Annotated in this window: 22 protein-coding genes; 11 read left to right on the top strand and 11 right to left on the bottom strand. The window is 68.6% G+C overall.

What is annotated here, in order from left to right; genetic code table 11:
* The 3 genes from RT123_RS05445 to hisC form a co-directional block, all read left to right on the top strand.
* A partial coding sequence (locus RT123_RS05445; RefSeq protein WP_313008248.1) for a DUF2125 domain-containing protein occupies positions 1 to 1,022 on the top strand: 1,022 nt, incomplete at its 5' end.
* Complete coding sequence (locus tag RT123_RS05450) at positions 1,022 to 1,708, top strand: hypothetical protein (protein WP_284876542.1); 687 nt, start codon at positions 1,022 to 1,024, stop codon at positions 1,706 to 1,708. The genes RT123_RS05445 and RT123_RS05450, both read left to right, overlap by 1 nt.
* Positions 1,709 to 1,722: 14 nt before the next feature.
* Positions 1,723 to 2,826 (top strand): histidinol-phosphate transaminase, encoded by a 1,104-nt coding sequence (hisC, locus tag RT123_RS05455; protein WP_313008249.1) that lies wholly within the window; start codon positions 1,723 to 1,725, stop codon positions 2,824 to 2,826.
* 47 nt (positions 2,827 to 2,873) lie between these two features.
* On the opposite strand, the gene RT123_RS05460 is transcribed toward hisC, so the two are convergent.
* From RT123_RS05460 to RT123_RS05480, 5 genes are read right to left on the bottom strand one after another with little or no spacing between them, the layout of a single operon-like run.
* Positions 2,874 to 3,653, bottom strand: a complete 780-nt coding sequence (locus RT123_RS05460) for a MipA/OmpV family protein (RefSeq protein ID WP_313008250.1) — start codon at positions 3,651 to 3,653, stop codon at positions 2,874 to 2,876.
* A 35-nt stretch (positions 3,654 to 3,688) separates the two neighbouring features.
* Complete coding sequence (locus RT123_RS05465; RefSeq protein ID WP_066552743.1) at positions 3,689 to 4,426, bottom strand: lysophospholipid acyltransferase family protein; 738 nt, start codon at positions 4,424 to 4,426, stop codon at positions 3,689 to 3,691.
* The gene (locus RT123_RS05470; RefSeq protein ID WP_066627937.1) at positions 4,427 to 5,071 is read right to left on the bottom strand and encodes a YdcF family protein; all 645 of its coding nucleotides are present in this window, start codon (positions 5,069 to 5,071) and stop codon (positions 4,427 to 4,429) included.
* On the bottom strand, positions 5,068 to 5,982 hold the full coding sequence (locus RT123_RS05475) for a cell division protein FtsX (RefSeq protein ID WP_082854141.1): 915 nt from the start codon (positions 5,980 to 5,982) through the stop codon (positions 5,068 to 5,070). Before RT123_RS05475 ends, RT123_RS05470 begins: the two co-directional genes overlap by 4 nt.
* Complete coding sequence (locus tag RT123_RS05480; protein ID WP_165115218.1) at positions 5,979 to 6,689, bottom strand: cell division ATP-binding protein FtsE; 711 nt, start codon at positions 6,687 to 6,689, stop codon at positions 5,979 to 5,981. The genes RT123_RS05475 and RT123_RS05480 overlap by 4 nt, the downstream gene beginning before the upstream one ends.
* 71 nt (positions 6,690 to 6,760) lie before the next feature.
* Here RT123_RS05480 and RT123_RS05485 point away from each other — a divergent pair, with 71 nt between their 5' ends.
* The 5 genes from RT123_RS05485 to RT123_RS05505 all read left to right on the top strand — a co-directional run bounded on the left by RT123_RS05485 (position 6,761) and on the right by RT123_RS05505 (position 10,028).
* Positions 6,761 to 7,699: an MJ0042-type zinc finger domain-containing protein gene (locus tag RT123_RS05485; protein WP_313008253.1), complete on the top strand. Its 939-nt coding sequence runs from the start codon at positions 6,761 to 6,763 to the stop codon at positions 7,697 to 7,699.
* Positions 7,692 to 8,225 carry a phosphoribosyltransferase gene (locus RT123_RS05490; RefSeq protein ID WP_313008254.1) on the top strand — a complete coding sequence of 178 codons (534 nt, stop codon included), beginning with the start codon at positions 7,692 to 7,694 and terminating at the stop codon, positions 8,223 to 8,225. Before RT123_RS05485 ends, RT123_RS05490 begins: the two co-directional genes overlap by 8 nt.
* A gap of 160 nt (positions 8,226 to 8,385) precedes the next feature.
* On the top strand, positions 8,386 to 8,940 hold the full coding sequence (rplU, locus tag RT123_RS05495) for a 50S ribosomal protein L21 (RefSeq protein WP_091750606.1): 555 nt from the start codon (positions 8,386 to 8,388) through the stop codon (positions 8,938 to 8,940).
* 99 nt (positions 8,941 to 9,039) lie between these two features.
* Positions 9,040 to 9,327, top strand: coding sequence for a 50S ribosomal protein L27 (gene rpmA / locus RT123_RS05500; RefSeq protein ID WP_039244031.1), 288 nt, complete (start codon positions 9,040 to 9,042; stop codon positions 9,325 to 9,327).
* Between the two features lie 167 nt (positions 9,328 to 9,494).
* A complete protein-coding gene (locus RT123_RS05505; protein ID WP_045810625.1) occupies positions 9,495 to 10,028 on the top strand; it encodes a GNAT family N-acetyltransferase in 534 nt (177 codons plus the stop codon).
* A gap of 16 nt (positions 10,029 to 10,044) precedes the next feature.
* On the opposite strand, the gene RT123_RS05510 is transcribed toward RT123_RS05505, so the two are convergent.
* On the bottom strand, positions 10,045 to 10,242 hold the full coding sequence (locus RT123_RS05510) for a hypothetical protein (RefSeq protein ID WP_039244035.1): 198 nt from the start codon (positions 10,240 to 10,242) through the stop codon (positions 10,045 to 10,047).
* A 187-nt stretch (positions 10,243 to 10,429) separates the two neighbouring features.
* Positions 10,430 to 10,873: a hypothetical protein gene (locus RT123_RS05515; protein ID WP_313008255.1), complete on the bottom strand. Its 444-nt coding sequence runs from the start codon at positions 10,871 to 10,873 to the stop codon at positions 10,430 to 10,432.
* A 174-nt stretch (positions 10,874 to 11,047) separates the two neighbouring features.
* On the opposite strand from RT123_RS05515, the gene RT123_RS05520 reads away from it, so the two are divergent.
* Entirely contained in the window at positions 11,048 to 12,250 is a 1,203-nt protein-coding gene (locus tag RT123_RS05520) for a threonine ammonia-lyase (RefSeq protein ID WP_313008257.1), read from the top strand.
* Positions 12,231 to 12,746, top strand: coding sequence for an FKBP-type peptidyl-prolyl cis-trans isomerase (locus RT123_RS05525; RefSeq protein WP_313008258.1), 516 nt, complete (start codon positions 12,231 to 12,233; stop codon positions 12,744 to 12,746). The genes RT123_RS05520 and RT123_RS05525 overlap by 20 nt, the downstream gene beginning before the upstream one ends.
* A gap of 44 nt (positions 12,747 to 12,790) precedes the next feature.
* Here RT123_RS05525 and queG read toward each other — a convergent pair whose 3' ends face one another.
* Both queG and RT123_RS05535 read right to left on the bottom strand, forming a co-directional pair.
* Positions 12,791 to 13,900, bottom strand: coding sequence for a tRNA epoxyqueuosine(34) reductase QueG (queG, locus tag RT123_RS05530; protein WP_313008259.1), 1,110 nt, complete (start codon positions 13,898 to 13,900; stop codon positions 12,791 to 12,793).
* A 172-nt stretch (positions 13,901 to 14,072) separates the two neighbouring features.
* Positions 14,073 to 14,621, bottom strand: a complete 549-nt coding sequence (locus RT123_RS05535) for a DUF2239 family protein (protein ID WP_313008260.1) — start codon at positions 14,619 to 14,621, stop codon at positions 14,073 to 14,075.
* Positions 14,622 to 14,679: 58 nt separating this feature from the next.
* Between RT123_RS05535 and RT123_RS05540 the strand changes: the two genes are divergently transcribed.
* Positions 14,680 to 15,015 (top strand): GIY-YIG nuclease family protein, encoded by a 336-nt coding sequence (locus RT123_RS05540; protein WP_313008262.1) that lies wholly within the window; start codon positions 14,680 to 14,682, stop codon positions 15,013 to 15,015.
* On the opposite strand, the gene RT123_RS05545 is transcribed toward RT123_RS05540, so the two are convergent.
* Together RT123_RS05545 and RT123_RS05550 are read right to left on the bottom strand one after the other, a co-directional pair.
* A complete protein-coding gene (locus tag RT123_RS05545) occupies positions 15,012 to 15,698 on the bottom strand; it encodes a glutathione S-transferase family protein (protein WP_055807760.1) in 687 nt (228 codons plus the stop codon). The two genes, RT123_RS05540 and RT123_RS05545, sit on opposite strands and share 4 nt — an antisense overlap.
* A gap of 44 nt (positions 15,699 to 15,742) precedes the next feature.
* Positions 15,743 to 16,735: a cation diffusion facilitator family transporter gene (locus RT123_RS05550; RefSeq protein WP_313008263.1), complete on the bottom strand. Its 993-nt coding sequence runs from the start codon at positions 16,733 to 16,735 to the stop codon at positions 15,743 to 15,745.
* Between the last annotated feature and the right edge of the window lie 104 nt (positions 16,736 to 16,839).

Raw genomic sequence — 16,839 nt, forward strand, 5'->3', positions numbered from 1 at the left:
AGGGCCTGTATGCGCCCTTCATCCTGGTGCTGATCGCGCTGGCGGCCTGGACCGGATGGTGGATCTTCCTGACGCGCCAGATCGATACGCGGCTTGAGGCCCAGGTCCAGACCCTGCGTCAGGACGGCTGGGACATCCGCTTCGCCGACAAATCCATCAAGGGCTGGCCGTTTCGCACCCATGTAGCGTTGACGAACCTGATCGTTCAGGCGCCGTCGGGCCATGCGATCAAGGCGACCGAACTGGCCGCGGAGGCCAACGCCTATCAGCCGACCAAATGGGTGGTGGTGGCTCCGCAAGGCCTGATGCTGACCCGCGCCGGCAAGGGCGAGGTTGCGGTCAAGGGCGACGCCATCCGCATGAGCGCCAGCGGCATCGATCAGCGCTGGCCCAATCTGGCGCTGGAGATGGTCAATCCGGTCTTCACGGCCCAGACCGGCGCCGAACCCTTCCCCATCGCTCGCGCGGCGCGGATCGAATTCTATGCTCGGCCGCATCTGGAAGGTTCGACCGCGCCGACCGACGACGTCGATGTCATGTTCCGGCTGGTGGACGGGCAGGGGCGGGCGGACGGCCCCGTCGAAGGCTTCGCCCAGGACGGCCGCCTGACGACACAGCTGGAGGCCGAGATCGGCCAGGCCAGCCTGCTGAAGGCTGGCGGCGATGCTGCGGGCGTCTTCTCCGCCTGGACAAAGGCGGGCGGAACCTTCCGCAATGTGCGCGGCGATCTGCAGGCCGGCGACAGCCGCGCAACCCTCTTCAGCGATGTCTTGCGAGCCGATGCGAACGGCCGGCTGACCGGCCAGGTCCAGCTCCAGGCGCAAAAGCCTCTGCCCGCCCTGGCCGGCCTGATGGCGACGCGTCAGGGGCCGGTGAATCGCATCGGTGCGGCAGGGGCCGCCGCCGCAGCGGGCGCCGCCGAGGCGACGGGTAAGGAGCAGCTGCCGCTGACGCTGGTCTTCCGCGACGGCCGCACCTGGCTCGGCCCCTTCCCGCTGGCCCCGGCGCCGAAGCTGTTCTAATGGCCCTGCTGGACGAGCCCGAAGCCGACGACGTCCTGCTGGCGCTGGATCGCGCCCTGGTCGAGGCGGTGCGGGCGCGGGTCGCCGCCGGTCCGCGCGACCGAGCCGACGCCTCGGCCATCGCCCTGCGTCAACTGTTAGACGGCGCCTCGCCCGATGAGGGTGCGGCGGTCAAGGCGGTGTGGGGCCGGATCGAGGTAGCGACCGGACCCGCGCTGGTCGTCTGTGGCGGCGTGGCCCAGGCCCTGGCCACGGACCGCTATGGCCTGCGGTCGCGGCCTATGTCCGCCGACGAGGCGTTGAAGGCGGCAGAGGCCGGCTCGCGCGCCGTGATCGACCTGTCGCCCGACCGGCCGTGGTGGGGCCGCCTGCTGGCGCGGCCCGAACTGAAGATCGTCGCCGCCCTGCCGGACGACCGGCGCGGCCGGCCCCAGGCCTTCGTCGTGTGCAAGGAGATGTCCGGCCCCACGGGCGACGACCGCAGCTTCTGGGTCACCGACAGCGGCTGGTCCGAGACCAAGATCGTGGACGCCCTGGGTGACGCGGGACTGGTCGCAGATCCGCTGGCGGCGGCGGGCGGGTTGAAGCTGTTCATGCTGACGGGCTATGTGCAGGTCGACGACGGGCGGCTGAAGAGCGCGCCCGGACGAATGAGCGGCGTGATCGGCGCCGCCCCCATCTTCTGAGATCAAGGCTTTCCATGACCGACGCGACCGCGCCACACGGCCCTGCCCCCAAGCCCGGCATCCTCGACATCGCCCCCTATGTCGGCGGCAAGTCGTCCATCGCCGGCGTCGCCGAGCCGATGAAGCTGTCGTCCAACGAGAACATGCTGGGCGCGGGCGAAAAGGCGCGTGCGGCCTATGAGATGGCAGTCAAGAATATCCACATCTATCCCGACGGCCGGGCGACCAAGCTGCGGAACGCGGTATCGGAACTGCACGGGCTGGAGCCTGACAGGCTGATCTTCGGCAACGGCTCGGACGAGGTCTTCGCCCTGTTGAACCAGACCTATCTGACGGCGGGCGACAACATCGTCTGCGGCCAGTACGGTTTCCTCGCCTACCGCATCAGCGCCCTGGGCTGCGAAGCCCAGGTCAAGCTGGCGCCCGAGCCGAACTTCAAGGCCGAGGTCGATGCGCTCCTGGCCCAGGTCGATGACCGCACCAAGATCGTCTATGTCTCCAATCCGTCCAACCCGACCGGCAGCTACAACACGGGCGAGGAAATCCGCCGCCTGCACGCCGCCCTGCCGGCCCACATCATCCTGGTCGTGGACGAGGCCTATGCGGAATATGTGACCGAGGCCGACTGGGAAACCGCCTTCCCGCTGGCCAAGGACGCCGAGAACATCGTCGTCACCCGCACCTTCTCCAAGATCCACGGCCTGGGCGGTTTGCGTATCGGTTTCGGCTATGCGCCGCTGAAGGTCGCCGAAGCCATCGACCGGATTCGACTGCCGTTCAACGTCTCGGTGCCGGGGCTTGAGGCCGCAACGGCCGCGCTGTCGGACGAGGCGCACCAGACGGCGTCGCGCGATCTGATCTCGAACTGGAAGCCGCGCCTGACCCAGGCCCTGCGCGGCTTTGGGCTGAACATCCTGCCCAGCGCCGGCAATTTCGTGCTGGTGCTGTTCGACAGCGCCAAGCGCGCCGCCGCCGCCAACGACTATCTGAACACCAAGGGCATCATCGTCCGCCCCGTCGGCGGCTATGGCCTGCCGCAAGCCCTGCGCATCACCATCGGCACCGAAGACCAGAACCGCGCCGTCATCGACGCGCTGAGTGAGTTCGCGGCCACCTGATCAAAGGGCAAGAAGCGGCGGCCGCATCCGCAGCCGCCGCCTTGCTATCAGCCGCCGAAGCGACGGGCGATGAAGACGCCGGTGCGGACGGCGTCGTCGCTCTGCGACAGGGGGCTGTCGGCCACGTCGCCCAGGCGGCGTTCGTAGTTGATCAGGCCGCCCGCACCCCATTTGTCGCCGACCGGGACCAGCAGGACCAGGCTGGCGCCCGCGCCCTGCAGGCCGCCGCCGGGGGAATAAGCGCTGATGCCGTTGGCGGCCGCCTCGGCGGTGCTGACGCCATAGTAGGCATCGGCCAGTTTGGAATCGCCGCCGCGCACATAGACCGAGGCGTTCAGCAGGCCGACCGACGTCACGCGCTGATGACCGACGGAGGCATAGTATTCCGTGCCCTCGCTGACGTCGGACACGTCGCGGCTGATCCGACCGCCGACCACCACATTGCCGGGCAGACGCTTGTAGGCGTAGGCGGCCAGGTCGGCGCCGAAGCCCGGACGATCCAGCGTCAGGCCTTCGATATCATCGGCCGAAAAGCGCGGGCGCAGTTGCAGGCCGGCGCGGAAGTCGTCGGTCTTGATCGCGTTCCAGCCCAGGCCGTCGATCGGGTTCAGATAGACTAGGTCGCGATAGTTGGCCGAAACCCACGGGGCGACCGTTGTCTTGGAGCCCGTGTCGCCGTTGGAGTCGTTGCGATAAAGGACGCCCGCGCCGAGATCGACGGTCCAGTTCTGGGGGGCGGGCCGGATCTGCTCATACGGTTGCGACTGGGCCAGAGCGGAGCCGGCGACGGCGGCGAAGGCGACGGAGAGCAGAAGGGGACGAAGCATCGGGCGTTTCCATGGGTGGCGCCCGAGCGGGGAGGTCAGGCCGGTTCAGAATGCGCAAGCTGGGCCTTTGGCTCCAGCAGCGCCAACGACGCCGTCTCTATGCGACTTTCCAGCAACGCCATCATGGCCCCGCGCTTCAGCTGGGCCGGGATCGGCTCAAGGAATTCGAACACGACCGTGCCGGGATACCGGCGGAAACCATGAGCCGGCCAGTGGACGCCGGAGTTGGTGGCGACGGGCCAGCAGGGGCCTTCCAGATCGCGATAGATTGCGGCGACGCCGGGCTTGTAGTCGCCCGGCACGCCCGGATCGTTGCGAGTGCCCTCGGGGAAGATGACGATCTGGCGGCCTTCGGACAGGCGGTCGCGCGCCTGTCGCGTCATGTCTTTCAGCGCCTTGGCGTGGCCCGCGCGATCCACGGCGATCATCTTGGCCTTCCAGGCGAACCAGCCGAAGAAAGGCAGGGGCATCAGCTCCTTCTTCATCACGAAACAGGCGTCGGGCAGGACGGCCAGCAGGGCCACGATGTCCAGCATCCCCTGGTGTTTGGACGCGATTAGGGCGGCGCCGGACGGGGCGTGCTCCAACCCGCGCACCTCGACCTTCACCCCCGCGATCCAGCGCAGGCCGAACAGGACGATCTTCGCCCACAGCTTGCACACGCCCTGCACATAGCGGTGCGGCAGCAGCAGGACCGGCGACAGGCCGATGGCGATGATCGGCATCGACAAATAGAGCCAGGCGGTGAAGATCAGGGAACGCAGGGTGTTCACTTAGGACGCGGCCTTTTCGTCAGGGGCGGTTTCGCTCTCGGCCGGTACGGCGGCGGGCCGGTCGCGGGTGATGCGGCGCACGCCCTCACGGCCCAGGACGGCGAGGTATTTCATATATTCCAGCGTCATCCGACGCGCGGTCACCGCCGCCCGCCACCAGCGCGCATTGTCCAGCGACGGGGTGGAGATGGCGTAGGGCGTCAGTTTCACGCCCGGCAGCTGGCCCCGGATTTCGACCAGCGAACGCGGCATATGATAGTCGGAGGTCACGACGATCAGGCTGCGATAGCCCTTGGCGCGGCTCCAGGCGGCGATCTCCTGAGCGTTGCCGACGGTGTCCTCGGCCTCGAAACCCAGATCGACGCAGCAGTTGAACAGGCGGCTGGAGCCGGGGGTCAGCTCGCGCAGCTCCTGACGGCGCACCTCGCGATTGACGCCGGAGATCAGCACCCGCTCGCCCTTGCCCTGTTCCAGCAGGCGGATGGCGGTGTTGACCCGCTCGGACGACGGACCGGTGAGGGCCACGATGGCGTCGGCGCGGGCGGGGTCGTCGGCCGGCGTCAGTTCGCGCACCCGGTGGGCGAAGGCGAACAGGCCGACTAGCCAGATCAGACCGGCGATGAAGATGACGCTCAACAGTCTCATGCGCCCCCTCCCTCTGTCGGCCGTCCTGAAGCCAGCATTCGCATGGCGGCGAATCTCGCCGCGAGAACCGCAACCGTAGCCGCCAGCAGCGGGCAAGGCGAGAGCAACGCCAGGTCGCTCCAGCTGATGGGCAGGGCCGCCGTCAGGCCGCCCGATCCGCCGATGAACCGCAGGAGGATCAGAAGGACCGCCGCCAGTCCGGCACCGATCGCACCCGCGCCGGCCGCCATCAGGCCGAACCGTCGCTGGAACAGCCAGGCGATGGTCCCGTCGGTCGCGCCGTTCAGGCTCAGGGTCTCGATCACGCCTTGACCCGCCGCCAACCCCGCCCGGGTCGCATAGGCGATGGCGGCGGCCGCAGCGAAGGCGACGGCCAGGAAGGCGGCGCCGGCCAGGACCGTGATCATGCCGGCGGACCGCTCGACCTCGCCGCGCCACAGGCTGTGATCGTCCACCGTAGCGTCCAGTCCGGCCTCGGCCAGGGCGCGGCTCAGGGTGACGGCGCTGGCGGGGGCGTCGCGGTTCAGCCGCACGGTCACCAGATGGGGCAGGGGCAGATCGGGCAGGACTGCGTCGCCGAGCCAGGGGCGCAGCAGATCCTCGGCCGCCTTGCGGCTGAGGGCGGCGGCCTCCTCCACCCCATCGACGCCGGACAGGGTCTCGGCCGCGCGGGCGGCGGCGGTGTCGCCGGTTTCGCCGACGCGGGGGCGGACCTGGACGGTGGCCTCGGCGCCCAGCTGTCGGGCCCAGCCGTGCGCGGCGCGGTCGGCGGCCGAGGCGGCGACGGCGGCGAGGCAGGCCAAAAAGCACAGGACGGCGATGACGGTCATCAGCCACGGCTCGCCGGCTGCGGCGGGCGGCAGCAGGCCGGGCCGGCGGCTGGAGAGACTAAAATCGGACAGACGGATCATGCGGTGGCCCGCGAGGATTCGCTGAGCCGTCCGGCCTCCAGCCTCAAGACGCGCGCGCCGGATCGCTGGGCCAGGGCCTCGTCATGGCTGGCGATCAGGACGGTGGCGCCCAGTTTGTTCAGCGACTGGAACAGCCGCAGCAGCTTGTCAGCCATCACGGCGTCCACGCTGCCGGTCGGTTCGTCCGCCACGATCAGGCCGGGGCGGGTGATGACGGCGCGGGCGATGGCCAGCCGCTGCTTCTCACCGCCGGACAGGGCGGGGGGACGGGCCTCCATCCGGCGACCCAGGCCCACCCATTTCAGCATCTCGCGCACGTCGTCGGCGTACTCGGCCTCGGATCCGCCCGCGAGCCGCAAGGGCAGGGCGACGTTGTCGAAGGCCGACAGATGATCCAGCAGGCGGAAATCTTGGAACACCACGCCCATCCGCCGCCGAAAGGCCGGGATGTCGCGACGATCGATGCGCGTGACATCCGATCCGAACAGGCGGAGGGTTCCCGTTCGGGGTTGGTCCGCCAGCGTCAGCAGACGCAGCAATGAAGACTTTCCGGCCCCGGACGGCCCGGTAAGAAAGTGGAAAGAGCCGCGCGGCAAAATGAGGTTAACGTCCCGCAGCACGTCGGGCGCGCCGACATAGCCGAAGCCGACGCCAGACAGGCGAACGGTCTCGGTCATAGCGGCGGGTTCGGCGGGCGAGGACGGCATGGTATGTGTTTCAGGAACAGGGCGCGGCGTCGCGCCTTACGGGAGGGGGCGACAGCCTCGCAGTCAGCCACATGATACTGACCTGCCCCGCCTGCGCCACCAGCTATTTCATTCGTGACGAAGCCATAGGCCCCGAAGGCCGCAAGGTGCGCTGCCAATCGTGCGGCGAAGTCTGGCGCGCGACGCCGGACGAGCCGCTGGAACTGACCTTGACGCCCGACCCGGTGGTCGCAGCCGCCGCCACGCCTGCAACCTCGCCCGAACCCGATCCGGCGCCGACCGCCGCCAGCCTGGCCGAAACGCCGGCGCCGGAGTTGCCCCGGGCGTTCCGCGCCCGCGCCGATCGCCAAAAGAAGCTGCGCCGCGCCGCCACTCAGGGCGTGATCTGGGCGGGTCTGGCCAGCGTCTTCATCGGCCTGATCGTTTCGGCCTTCCTGTTCCGCGTCGAGATCGTTCAGGCCTTCCCCCGAGCCGCTTCGGCCTACAAATTCTTCGGCGCGCCGGTCAATCCGGTCGGGCTGGACTTCGAGGCGCTGACGGCCAAGGCTGCGCCGAACCATCCCGGCATGGTCGTGGTGTCCGGCGCCATCCGCAATGTGCGCGACGTCGAGATCGTCTCGCCGCCGATTCGCGTGGCCCTGCTGGACGCCGCCGGCGCCGAGGTCGGGTTCAAGATCGTGAAGATCGACGCGGCGCCGGTCCTGCCGGGCAAGGTCCAGGGCTTCGCCGCCCTGATCCCCGATCCGGGCGGCCACGGGGCCGGGATCGGCGTCGACTTCGCGCCGGCCAGCCCGGCGCCTGCCAAACCCCCAGCTGAACACAGCGGACATGATGCGAAGGCCGCGCCCGCGCACGCGACGCAGCCTGCCGCCGAAAGCTCTCAAGGACTGCGCTCTGCGACGGCGCCCGGCGCCGAGGCGCCGAACACGGCCGCGCCGATCGACGCGCGGCCGGTCGGGGCTGTGGACAAGGGGCATGGTGAGGCGGTATCGGCCTCGCATCATGGCTGATCCCTCCCCGACGCCGACCGTTCTTCTGTCCGAGGCCGAGGTGGCGCGCATCGTCGCCGACCTGGCCCGGCGGATCGCTCCCATCATCGACGACGACACGGTCGCCGCCGTGCTGCTGACCGGCGGCCTGTGGTTCGCCGCCGACCTGACCCGCGCCCTGTCGCGCGTCGGCCGCAACGTCCGTTTCGACGCCCTGTGGCTAGCCTCCTATGGCGACGAGCAGACCAGCCGGGGCCGGATCGACGTCTATGCGCCGTTCCAGCGCCCGATCGCGGGACGCCGCGTCCTGATCCTGGACGACGTGTTCGACACCGGCCTGTCGCTGGCCGAGGCCGTGCGCATCGCCAAGGACGCCGGCGCATCCGAAGTCCTGACCTGCGTCTTCGCCAGGAAGCCCTGGCCCAAGCCCCGCGCGCCCGAGCCGGACTTCGTCGGCTGGGAGGCGCCGAACCGCTTCCTGGTCGGCTATGGCCTGGACCATGCCGGCACGCTGAGGGGCTTGCCGGACATCTGCGCCCTGGACTGAGTTCAAGGCGCGGCGACAGCGGGGATAATCCGTCCGGGGCTGAATTTCCGCCCGGTTCGGCGTTGACTCTCCGACACCCTTCCGTATATGTCGCCGCTCTTCGCCGCCGGGGCCCTCTCCGGGGGCGTATCTTTTTTTGCGTTTGCGCTGAGGCTTCAACATGTACGCGGTGATCAAGACCGGCGGCAAGCAGTACCGGGTCCAACCGGGCGACACCATCGTCGTCGAAAAGCTCGACGGCGACGCCGGCGCTGAGCTGAAGTTCGACAGCGTCCTGATGCTGGGCGGCGACAAGGGCGTGACCCTGGGCGCCCCCCTGATCGACGGCGCCTTCGTCGGCGCGACCCTGGTCGAGACCCGCAAGGGTGAGAAGATCAAGATCTTCAAGAAGACCCGTCGCCAGGGCTATCGCCGCACGAACGGCCATCGCCAGATGGAATCGGTCCTTCGCATCACCGGCATCGAAGGCGCCGGCGAGACCGCCAAGTGGGACGGCAAGGTCGATCTGACCACCAAGGCCGAGATCAACCTGCGCGCTCGCAACCTGGCCGCTCGTGACGCTGCGTCCTCGCTGGGTTCGACCGAGACGGTCGTGACCGACGTGGACGGCGCCGAGGTCAAGGGCGTCGTGGTCGAGAGCTCGGCTCCCGCCAAGAAGGCCCCGGCCAAGAAGAAGGCTGCGCCCAAGGCTGAAGCCGCCGGCGACGAAGCCTAAGACATTCACCGGCGCTCACCGCGCCAGACCAGTTAAGAGAGACGTCCTCAAGTAGGCCGAAAGGCCGGTAGGACCCTCAAGAAAGTACGGAGCGGCAAGATGGCTCACAAGAAATCCGGTGGTTCGTCGCGTAACGGTCGCGACTCCGAGTCGAAGCGCCTTGGCGTGAAGAAGTATGGCGGCGAGCGCGTGCTGGCCGGCAACATCATCGTGCGCCAACGCGGCACCACCTTCCACGCCGGTGAGAACATGGGCATGGGCCGCGACCACACCCTGTTCGCCCTGACGAACGGCGCTGTGAAATTCACCACCAAACGTGGCGGCCGTTGTTACGTGTCGATCCTCGCGGCCAACGACGACGCCGCTCAGGCGATGGCCGCCGAGTAACGCAGTCTGGACCTTCCCGGATCGCGTTGCTCCTGCCAGCAGCCGATCCGGACCAGGGATGATAATCCGCGGGGAGTCTGGATCACCAGGCTCCCCGTTTGCGTTTCCCCGCCTCGAAGACCGTCCGAGCCCTTCAAGGAGATGGTCGATAATCCGAGGCAACGCCTATGTGCGTCATCGAAACCTCTCCTGTCGTCGAGACCCGGCGCCTGATCCTGCGCGCGCCCGCGCCCCAGGATGCGCCGCGCATCGCCGCCCTGGCCAACGACCTAGACATCGCGCGCATGACCAAGCGGATGCCGCATCCGTTCCAGATGCGCGACGCCGACGACTTCGTGCTGCAGGTCGCATCGCAAGATCCCAGGCGAGCCAATACATTCGTCATCGACCATGAGGACGTGGGGCCCATTGGTGTCATCGGCCTGTTCGAGGGCGAGGACCGGGTGCCGGAAACCGGCTACTGGATCGGGCGCGAATACTGGGGCCGGGGCTTCGCCACCGAGGCGCTGGACGCCGCCCTGGTCTGGGCCAGCCGAAAGTGGAAGCGCCGGGCGCTGGTCGCCGGCCATTTCGCCGACAATCCGGCCTCTGGCCGCGTGCTGGAAAAGGCGGGCTTCCTCTACACCGGCGAGACGCGCCGGGCGTGGAGCCGGGCGCGTCGGGCCGAGGCCGATACGCGCATGATGGTGTGGCTGGCCTGACGGCCAGCCCGCAATGTCAGCCGCCCGCCAGGGCGGGGCCATAGACGGCCGCGACGGCGACGGCGCCCACCACCAGCATGGCGCCCGCGCCGGCGATGAAGGTGGCGATGGTCTTGGACCGGCGACGGCGCATGCCGCCCGCCTTGTATTTGCGGATGATGACCGAAGGCCCTCGCGTAAAGGCCTCGGATCCTATGATATTGTGTTGGGACAAGAAAAAAGCTCCCCGAACTCTCGCACAGAAGCAGCGATCAGTCCGGGGCGCTCGTGGTCAGAAGATGGCGATCCGCGTTACCGGGGTCGCATCTTCGTGAGAAGGGGCACGCGGGTCACAGGGTGACGGAGACGACCCGGCCGCCGCGCGTCTGCACCGACTGCATCAGCACCAAGGGCGCATCGCCTTAGGTGACCGGCACGATCAGGAACCAGCCGCCGTCGGGCAGGCCATCGAAGCGGAAACGGCCGTTTTCGCACCGCTCGGAGCGAACATAGTTGCGATAGTCGGCGTTGGCGTCGGCGACGGTGCGGGCGCGGACGACGGCGGCAGGCACGGCCGCGCGCTGGGTCGAACCGTACAGGGTGCGAATGCGGGCGCGGGTGTAGGGGGTGTCCGGCGTCAGGCCGACGCTGGCGACGCAGTCGAAGGCCTTGCCGTCCCGGGCGAAGGCGATCTGGCCCTGAATGCTGTTGCGGCCGGGCATTTGGGACCAGCCGAAATCGGCCTCGTTGAAGGCGGCGGGGCCCCCGTTCGGCAGGCCGCCGCCGGCGGTCGGCGCACAGGCGGAGAGGGCTGCGGCGGTCAGGGCGAGAGCCAGGCCAGGGGCGGCGAACGAACGGATCGACATGGGGCTTCCTCCGGGATTTCGGGGTCGTGGGGGACGACGGGCCTCACTATCGCACGACAGGCCGGGCGACTTCCACGCCCAAGATTCCCCCTCTGGACCCGGACCCGACAACGCGCGAAACAGGCCCGACAACGCGCCCAGTCGTCGAGGCGCGACAGCTCGGAAACGCCCCGTATGACCGTCACCTTCGCCGATATCCAAGCCGCGCGCACCCGGATCGCCGGCGCGGTCGACCGCACCCCGACCCGCTATTCCAGAAAGCTGTCGCAGCTGACCGGAGCCGAGGTCTGGGTGAAGTTCGACAATTTGCAATTCACCGGCAGCTTCAAGGAGCGCGGGGCCCTGAACCGGCTGCTGATGCTGAGTCCCGAGGAGATGAAGCGCGGCGTGGTGGCCGCCAGCGCCGGCAACCACGCCCAGGCCCTGGCCTATCACGGCGGACGGCTGGGCGTGCCGGTGACCATCGTGATGCCCGAGGGCACGCCCTTCGCCAAGATCAACGGCACCCGCTCGCACGGGGCGACCGTGGTGATTGAGGGGCTGGACTTCACCGGTTCGACCGAAGCGGCCAAGCGGCTGGAAGCGGAAAAGGGCTATGTCTTCGTCTCGGCCTTTGACGACGAAGGCATCGTGGCGGGCCAGGGCGTCTGCGCGATCGAGCTTCTGGAGGATGCGCCCGAGGTCGAGGCCCTGATCATCCCCATCGGCGGCGGCGGGTTGATCGCGGGCTGCGCCATCGCGGCCAAGGCGATGAAGCCGGACATCAAGGTATTCGGCGTCGAGGCCGCGCGCTATCCGTCCTTCACCGCCAAACGGGCGGGCCAGCCGCCGGTCTGCACCGGCCAGACCATCGCCGAGGGCATCGCCATCAAGGCGGTTGGCGACATCCCGTTCGCCCTGGCCAACCCGCTGGTGGATGAGGTCTTCGTCTGCGAGGAGGCGGACTTCGAACGGGCCGTCGCCACCTATGTCACCTACGAGAAGACGGTGTCCGAAGGCGCGGGCGCCGGCGGTCTGGCGGCCCTTCTGGCCTATCCCGACCGGTTCAAGGGGATGAAGGTCGGGCTGGAGCTGTGCGGCGGAAACATCGATGCGCGGATGCTGGCGGTCGTCTTAAATCGCGAGATGGTCCGTGAGCGGAGATTGATCGTCTATCGCATTCTGGGCGACGACCGGCCGGGCATGTTGTCGGCCATGGCGGCGGTGATCGGCGGTCTGGGCGGCAACATCATCGACGTGGTCCACAACCGCCTGGCGCTGGACGTGCCGGCCAAGGGCGCCGAGTTCGACATCATGGTCGAAACGCGCGATAGCGCCCACGCCGACGAGATCGGCGAGGCCTTGAAGGAACGCGGCTATGAACTTCGGATGGGGTAAGGCGGCAATCGTCGCGGCCTTCTTGCTGTCGGGCTGCGGCCAAGCCGCGCCGGTCGATCCGAACGCGGGCAAGGCCGAGGCGGCCGCCTTCATGGCCAAGAACGCCAAGGACGAGGGCGTCCAGACCCTGCCCAGCGGCCTGCAATACAAGGTGGTGCAGGCGGGACCGGCCGGCGGCGTCAGCCCGGACCGCAATGACCTGGTCAAGGTCGACTACGAGGGCAAGCTGGTCGACAACAGCGTGTTCGACAGTTCCTTCGCGCGCGGGGCGCCGGCGGTGTTCACGCCCGAGGAGGTGGTCAAGGGCTGGACCGAGGCGCTGCAGAAGATGCGCGTCGGCGACGAATGGCTGCTCTATGTCCCGCCCGAGCTGGGTTATGGCGAGCAGGGCAATCCCAAGATCCCCGCCAACTCGGTGCTGATCTTCCGCCTGAAGCTGCTCGACGTGGCCAAGGTGCCCGGCGGCGGATCGGGCGTCGGCACGGCGATGGGGTGACCCTCACGCAATTCGTCGACTCGCTGCGAAGCGGGACCTAGACCTCAAGCGCGCCGCCATTCGGTCATGACTGCGGGGTCGGTCTCGGTCGTCGCCTTGGCCAGGGTCGCGAACGCGTCGGCCGGCATCAACTGCGACAGGGCCCAGACGGCGGCGCCGCGCACCAGCGATGAGGGGTCATCAAGCAGGGCTGTCGTCGGGGCGATCATGGTCGCGTCGGCCGAGTTGCCGACGGCGTAGAGGACGTTTCTGAGGAAGCGGTCGCGGCCGATCCGCTTGACCGGGCTCTTGGTGAACAGGGCGCGGAAGGCGGCGTCGTCCAGCGCCAGCAGGTCATGCAGGCGCGGGCTTTCAAAGGCCGCGCGGGGCGTCAGCCGGATCTCGCGCGCTTCCTGGGCGAACTTGTTCCACGGGCAGACCGCCAGACAGTCGTCGCAGCCATAGATGCGCGATCCGGTCAGGGTGCGGAACTCGACCGGCCAGGGACCGGCGAACTCGATGGTCAGGTAGGACAGGCAGCGCCGGGCGTCGAGCTGGAACGGGGCGGGGAAGGCGTTCGTCGGGCAGGCGTCGAGACAGGCGGTGCAGCGGCCGCAGTGTTCGCTCTCGGCCGCGTCCGGCGCGATCTCGGCGGCGGTCAGGATGGTCCCGAGGAACAGCCAGTTGCCGTGGGTGCGGCTGAGCAGATTGGTGTGCTTGCCTTGCCAACCCAGGCCGGCGCGCTGGGCCAACGGCTTTTCCATCAGGGGGGCGGTGTCGACGAAGACCTTGATGTCCGCGCCGTTGCGGGCGGCGATCTGGCCGGCCAGCTGTTTCAGCCGGCCCTTGATGACCTCGTGATAGTCGTCGCCGCGCGCATAGACCGAGATGTATCCGGCCGAGCGTTCGGCCAGCTGATCCAGCGGATTCTGCTCAGGGCCGTAGTTCATGCCCAGGACGATGGCGGTCCTGGCCTCGTCCCACATGGCCGTGGGGTGCTGGCGGCGATCCAGCGTCGTCTCCATCCATTCCATGTCGCCATGCCGGCCTTCGTCCACGAAACGCCGCAGCCGCTCGCCCGCCGGCCAGGCGTCGGCCGCCGAGGCGAAGCGGCAGACATCGAAGCCGAGCTCGGCCGCGCGCTGGCGGATGAAGGTTTTCAGGCGGTCGGACACGGGGCGGGGGATAGCACGAGGACGCCTCCCTGCGGAGCGGGGAGGTGGCGCGGCGCGTCTTCGCGCCGTGAGGGAGGGGTTCTTCAGCGCATCACTGGCGTCTGTGGGACTTCAAGAGCCCCTCCACCGCTACGCGGTCCCCCTCCCCACAAGTGGGGAGGAGACGACATCGTCATTCGCGCGATGCAGCCTCACCGTCGAACAGTTCGAGAATTTGGGCCCGAATGTCAGTGGGCCAAGAGGCGATCAGGGCGGTCAGACGATCGCGATCGCCGGCGAACAGGGCGCGGCTGGCCTCTTCGAAATCAGGGGCGTCGCCGGCCATTTCGACCATGAAGCCGTAGGCGGCGTCGGTGCGACGGCGGCGTGCATCGTTTCCGGCGCCGGTCTTGCGGGCCTGTTCCACCAGACAGCGCAGGGCGGCCGACGCGCCGCCCGGCTGGGTCGCCAGCCAGTCCCAATGACGGGGCAACAGAGTGACCTCGCGCGCGGCGACGCCCAGGCGCGGACGGCCGCGCCTGGGAACTTGGGCCAAAGCCGGTTCTTGTTCCCGAAGATCCAGATCGACCGGGCGACCGGTCGCCAGATCGAACACGCGCAGCGCGGCTTGAGGCGAGGCCGCCAGGGCCTTGCGGAAGACAGCAGCCACCGCGGCGTCCGAGCCTCTGGCGATACGGCGGGGACCGTCGAAAAGGACCAGATCGCGATCTTCGTCGCTCATGTATTTACCCGGATGAAATTGTCTGTCATGTTTATACCCGGATAAATAAGAGATCGCCATGACCCCGACAATTCGCAAGAGCCTGATCGCCGAATATAAGGAGCGCGCGACCATCGCCGGGGTCTATGCCGTGATCTGCAGCGCGACGGGTCAGGCCTGGGTCGGCAAGAGCCGCCACATCGACACCGAGCAGAACGGCCTGTGGTTCGCGCTGCGCCACGGCGGCAGTCCGTATCGGTCGCTTCAGGCGGCGTGGACGGCGCACACGCCCGAAGATTTCCGCTTCGAACAGCTTGACCGTCTGCCGGAAGACATCTCGGATCTGAGGCGCAAGGACGAACTGGTCAGTCGCGCCAAGCTGTGGATCGCCCGGTTGAGCGCGGAGGCGCTTTAGAAATCCAGATCCGCATACCATGCCGAAGGCGGCACGCCGACGAAGCGGTCGGCGAGGAGGGGGCGGAAGCAGGGGCGGGATTTGAGCTTGGAGTACCAGGTCTTCAGACCGGGCCAGGTTTTCCACTGGATTTCGCCGAAATAGTCCAGCACCGACAGGTGGGCGGCGGCGATCAGGTCGGCCTGGGACAGGCGGCGGCCGGCCAGCCAGTCGCGCGCGGCGACCAGGTCTTCCAGCATGGCGAGGTGGGATTTTAGGGCGTCGCGCCCGTCGCGCAGGGCGCGGGCTTCGGGCGGGCCCAGCTTGAGCAGCGGCTTTTCCATCCGCTCGTGGAGGAGGACGGCGTCGACCTCGTCCATGAAGCGGCGCTCGAACCAGCCGGTCAGGCGGCGCGCCTCGGCCCGTTCGGCGAGGTCGGCGGGCAGCAGCAGCGGCCCCTTCTGCTGATCCTCGATCCAGCCCAGGATGGCGGGCAGTTCGCACAGCACCAGCGGACGGCCGCGATCCATTGTCTGGATCACCGGCGGCAGGCCGGACGGATTGAAGTCATTGACCGGGCAATCGTCCTCCCACGGACGGACCGGGGTGTCGGTCCATTCGATCCGCGCCTCTCCCAGGGCCAGTCGCGCGGCGCGCGAGGCGGGCTGGAAGGCGAAGTGGAAAAGAACGCAAGGGTCGGCCATCTAAGGGTGATGCGCCCGGACCCGTTAAATCGGCGTTTACCGCATCAGGACCACGGCCCCTTGGGCGCGGGGCCGGTCGGGGCGGGCGTGGCTTGCGGGTCGGCGGGTGCAGCGGCGGGGATCACGGGCTGCGGACGGGCGTGGCCGCGCGGGTCGGCGTGGATCAGGATGTCGGCGGCGGGATATTGAGCCAGCACCCGGTTCTCGGCGGCGACGACGATGGCGTGGGCGGCGTCCAGGGTCTGGTGCGCGTCCAGGTCGACATGCATCTGGATCATCATCACCTGACCGGACATGCGGGTGCGCAACTGGTGCACGCCGAAGACCTGGGAGTCGGCGAGGACGGCCTTGGTGATGGCGGCGCGGTCGGCCTCGGGCACGGCGCGGTCCAGCAGGTGATCGGCGGCGGCCTTCAACATGCCGGTCGCGCCCCAGAACAGCCAGACGGCGACGACGATGCCTGCGGCCGCATCCAGTCCCGGCGCACCCAGGAAGGCGCCCGAAATCACGCCGATCAGCACCACGACGTTGGCAGCGAGGTCCGCCGCATAGTGGGCGCGGTCGCCGGCGACGGCGACAGAGCCGGTCTTCTTCAGCGTCTGGGTCTGCATCCACACCAGCCAGGCCGTGATGACGATGGTGGCGACCACGATCCCGCTCGCCCACAGGCCAGCGGTCACGGGGCGAGGATCGAAGATGCGCTGCACGCCCTCCCAGGCGATGAAAATGGCCGAGGCGAAGACCAGACCGGCCTGGACCAGGGCGGACAGGGCCTCGCCCTTGCCATGGCCATAGCGGTGGTTCTCGTAGGCCGGAGCGGCGGCCCAGCGCACGGCGAAAAAGGTGGTCAGGGACGCCGCCAGATCCAGAACCGAATCCGCCAGGGTCGCCAGGATGGAGACTGAGCCTGATGCGCCCAGCGCAAAGGCCTTCATCGCGATCAGCACCACCGCGACCCCGACCGACAGGCGGGTGATGCGGCGCGTGGCCAGATGGGCGTCGTCAAGCGAGGCGGGGGCGGGGGCGGGCGTCGTCATTGTCGGCTTCTTCTCGCGCAATCGTGGCTGAAAGCCAACCGCTGGCTCAAACGGGTCGTTCCGTCAGAAACGATCATGCTCTAGGGGGAAGGCATCCTGGCGCG

This window comes from Brevundimonas vesicularis (genome assembly GCF_032067225.1).
Lineage (GTDB): Bacteria > Pseudomonadota > Alphaproteobacteria > Caulobacterales > Caulobacteraceae > Brevundimonas > Brevundimonas vesicularis_F.

Coding starts and splice junctions, on each gene's coding strand:
- RT123_RS05450 (WP_284876542.1), top strand. CDS start 1,022: ATGGCCCTGCTGGACGAGCCCGAAGCCGACGACGTCCTGCTGGCGCTG.
- hisC (WP_313008249.1), top strand. CDS start 1,723: ATGACCGACGCGACCGCGCCACACGGCCCTGCCCCCAAGCCCGGCATC.
- RT123_RS05460 (WP_313008250.1), bottom strand. CDS start 3,653: ATGCTTCGTCCCCTTCTGCTCTCCGTCGCCTTCGCCGCCGTCGCCGGC.
- RT123_RS05470 (WP_066627937.1), bottom strand. CDS start 5,071: ATGAGACTGTTGAGCGTCATCTTCATCGCCGGTCTGATCTGGCTAGTC.
- RT123_RS05475 (WP_082854141.1), bottom strand. CDS start 5,982: ATGATCCGTCTGTCCGATTTTAGTCTCTCCAGCCGCCGGCCCGGCCTG.
- RT123_RS05480 (WP_165115218.1), bottom strand. CDS start 6,689: ATGCCGTCCTCGCCCGCCGAACCCGCCGCTATGACCGAGACCGTTCGC.
- RT123_RS05485 (WP_313008253.1), top strand. CDS start 6,761: ATGATACTGACCTGCCCCGCCTGCGCCACCAGCTATTTCATTCGTGAC.
- RT123_RS05490 (WP_313008254.1), top strand. CDS start 7,692: ATGGCTGATCCCTCCCCGACGCCGACCGTTCTTCTGTCCGAGGCCGAG.
- rplU (WP_091750606.1), top strand. CDS start 8,386: ATGTACGCGGTGATCAAGACCGGCGGCAAGCAGTACCGGGTCCAACCG.
- rpmA (WP_039244031.1), top strand. CDS start 9,040: ATGGCTCACAAGAAATCCGGTGGTTCGTCGCGTAACGGTCGCGACTCC.
- RT123_RS05505 (WP_045810625.1), top strand. CDS start 9,495: ATGTGCGTCATCGAAACCTCTCCTGTCGTCGAGACCCGGCGCCTGATC.
- RT123_RS05515 (WP_313008255.1), bottom strand. CDS start 10,873: ATGTCGATCCGTTCGTTCGCCGCCCCTGGCCTGGCTCTCGCCCTGACC.
- RT123_RS05520 (WP_313008257.1), top strand. CDS start 11,048: ATGACCGTCACCTTCGCCGATATCCAAGCCGCGCGCACCCGGATCGCC.
- RT123_RS05525 (WP_313008258.1), top strand. CDS start 12,231: ATGAACTTCGGATGGGGTAAGGCGGCAATCGTCGCGGCCTTCTTGCTG.
- RT123_RS05535 (WP_313008260.1), bottom strand. CDS start 14,621: ATGAGCGACGAAGATCGCGATCTGGTCCTTTTCGACGGTCCCCGCCGT.
- RT123_RS05540 (WP_313008262.1), top strand. CDS start 14,680: ATGACCCCGACAATTCGCAAGAGCCTGATCGCCGAATATAAGGAGCGC.
- RT123_RS05545 (WP_055807760.1), bottom strand. CDS start 15,698: ATGGCCGACCCTTGCGTTCTTTTCCACTTCGCCTTCCAGCCCGCCTCG.
- RT123_RS05550 (WP_313008263.1), bottom strand. CDS start 16,735: ATGACGACGCCCGCCCCCGCCCCCGCCTCGCTTGACGACGCCCATCTG.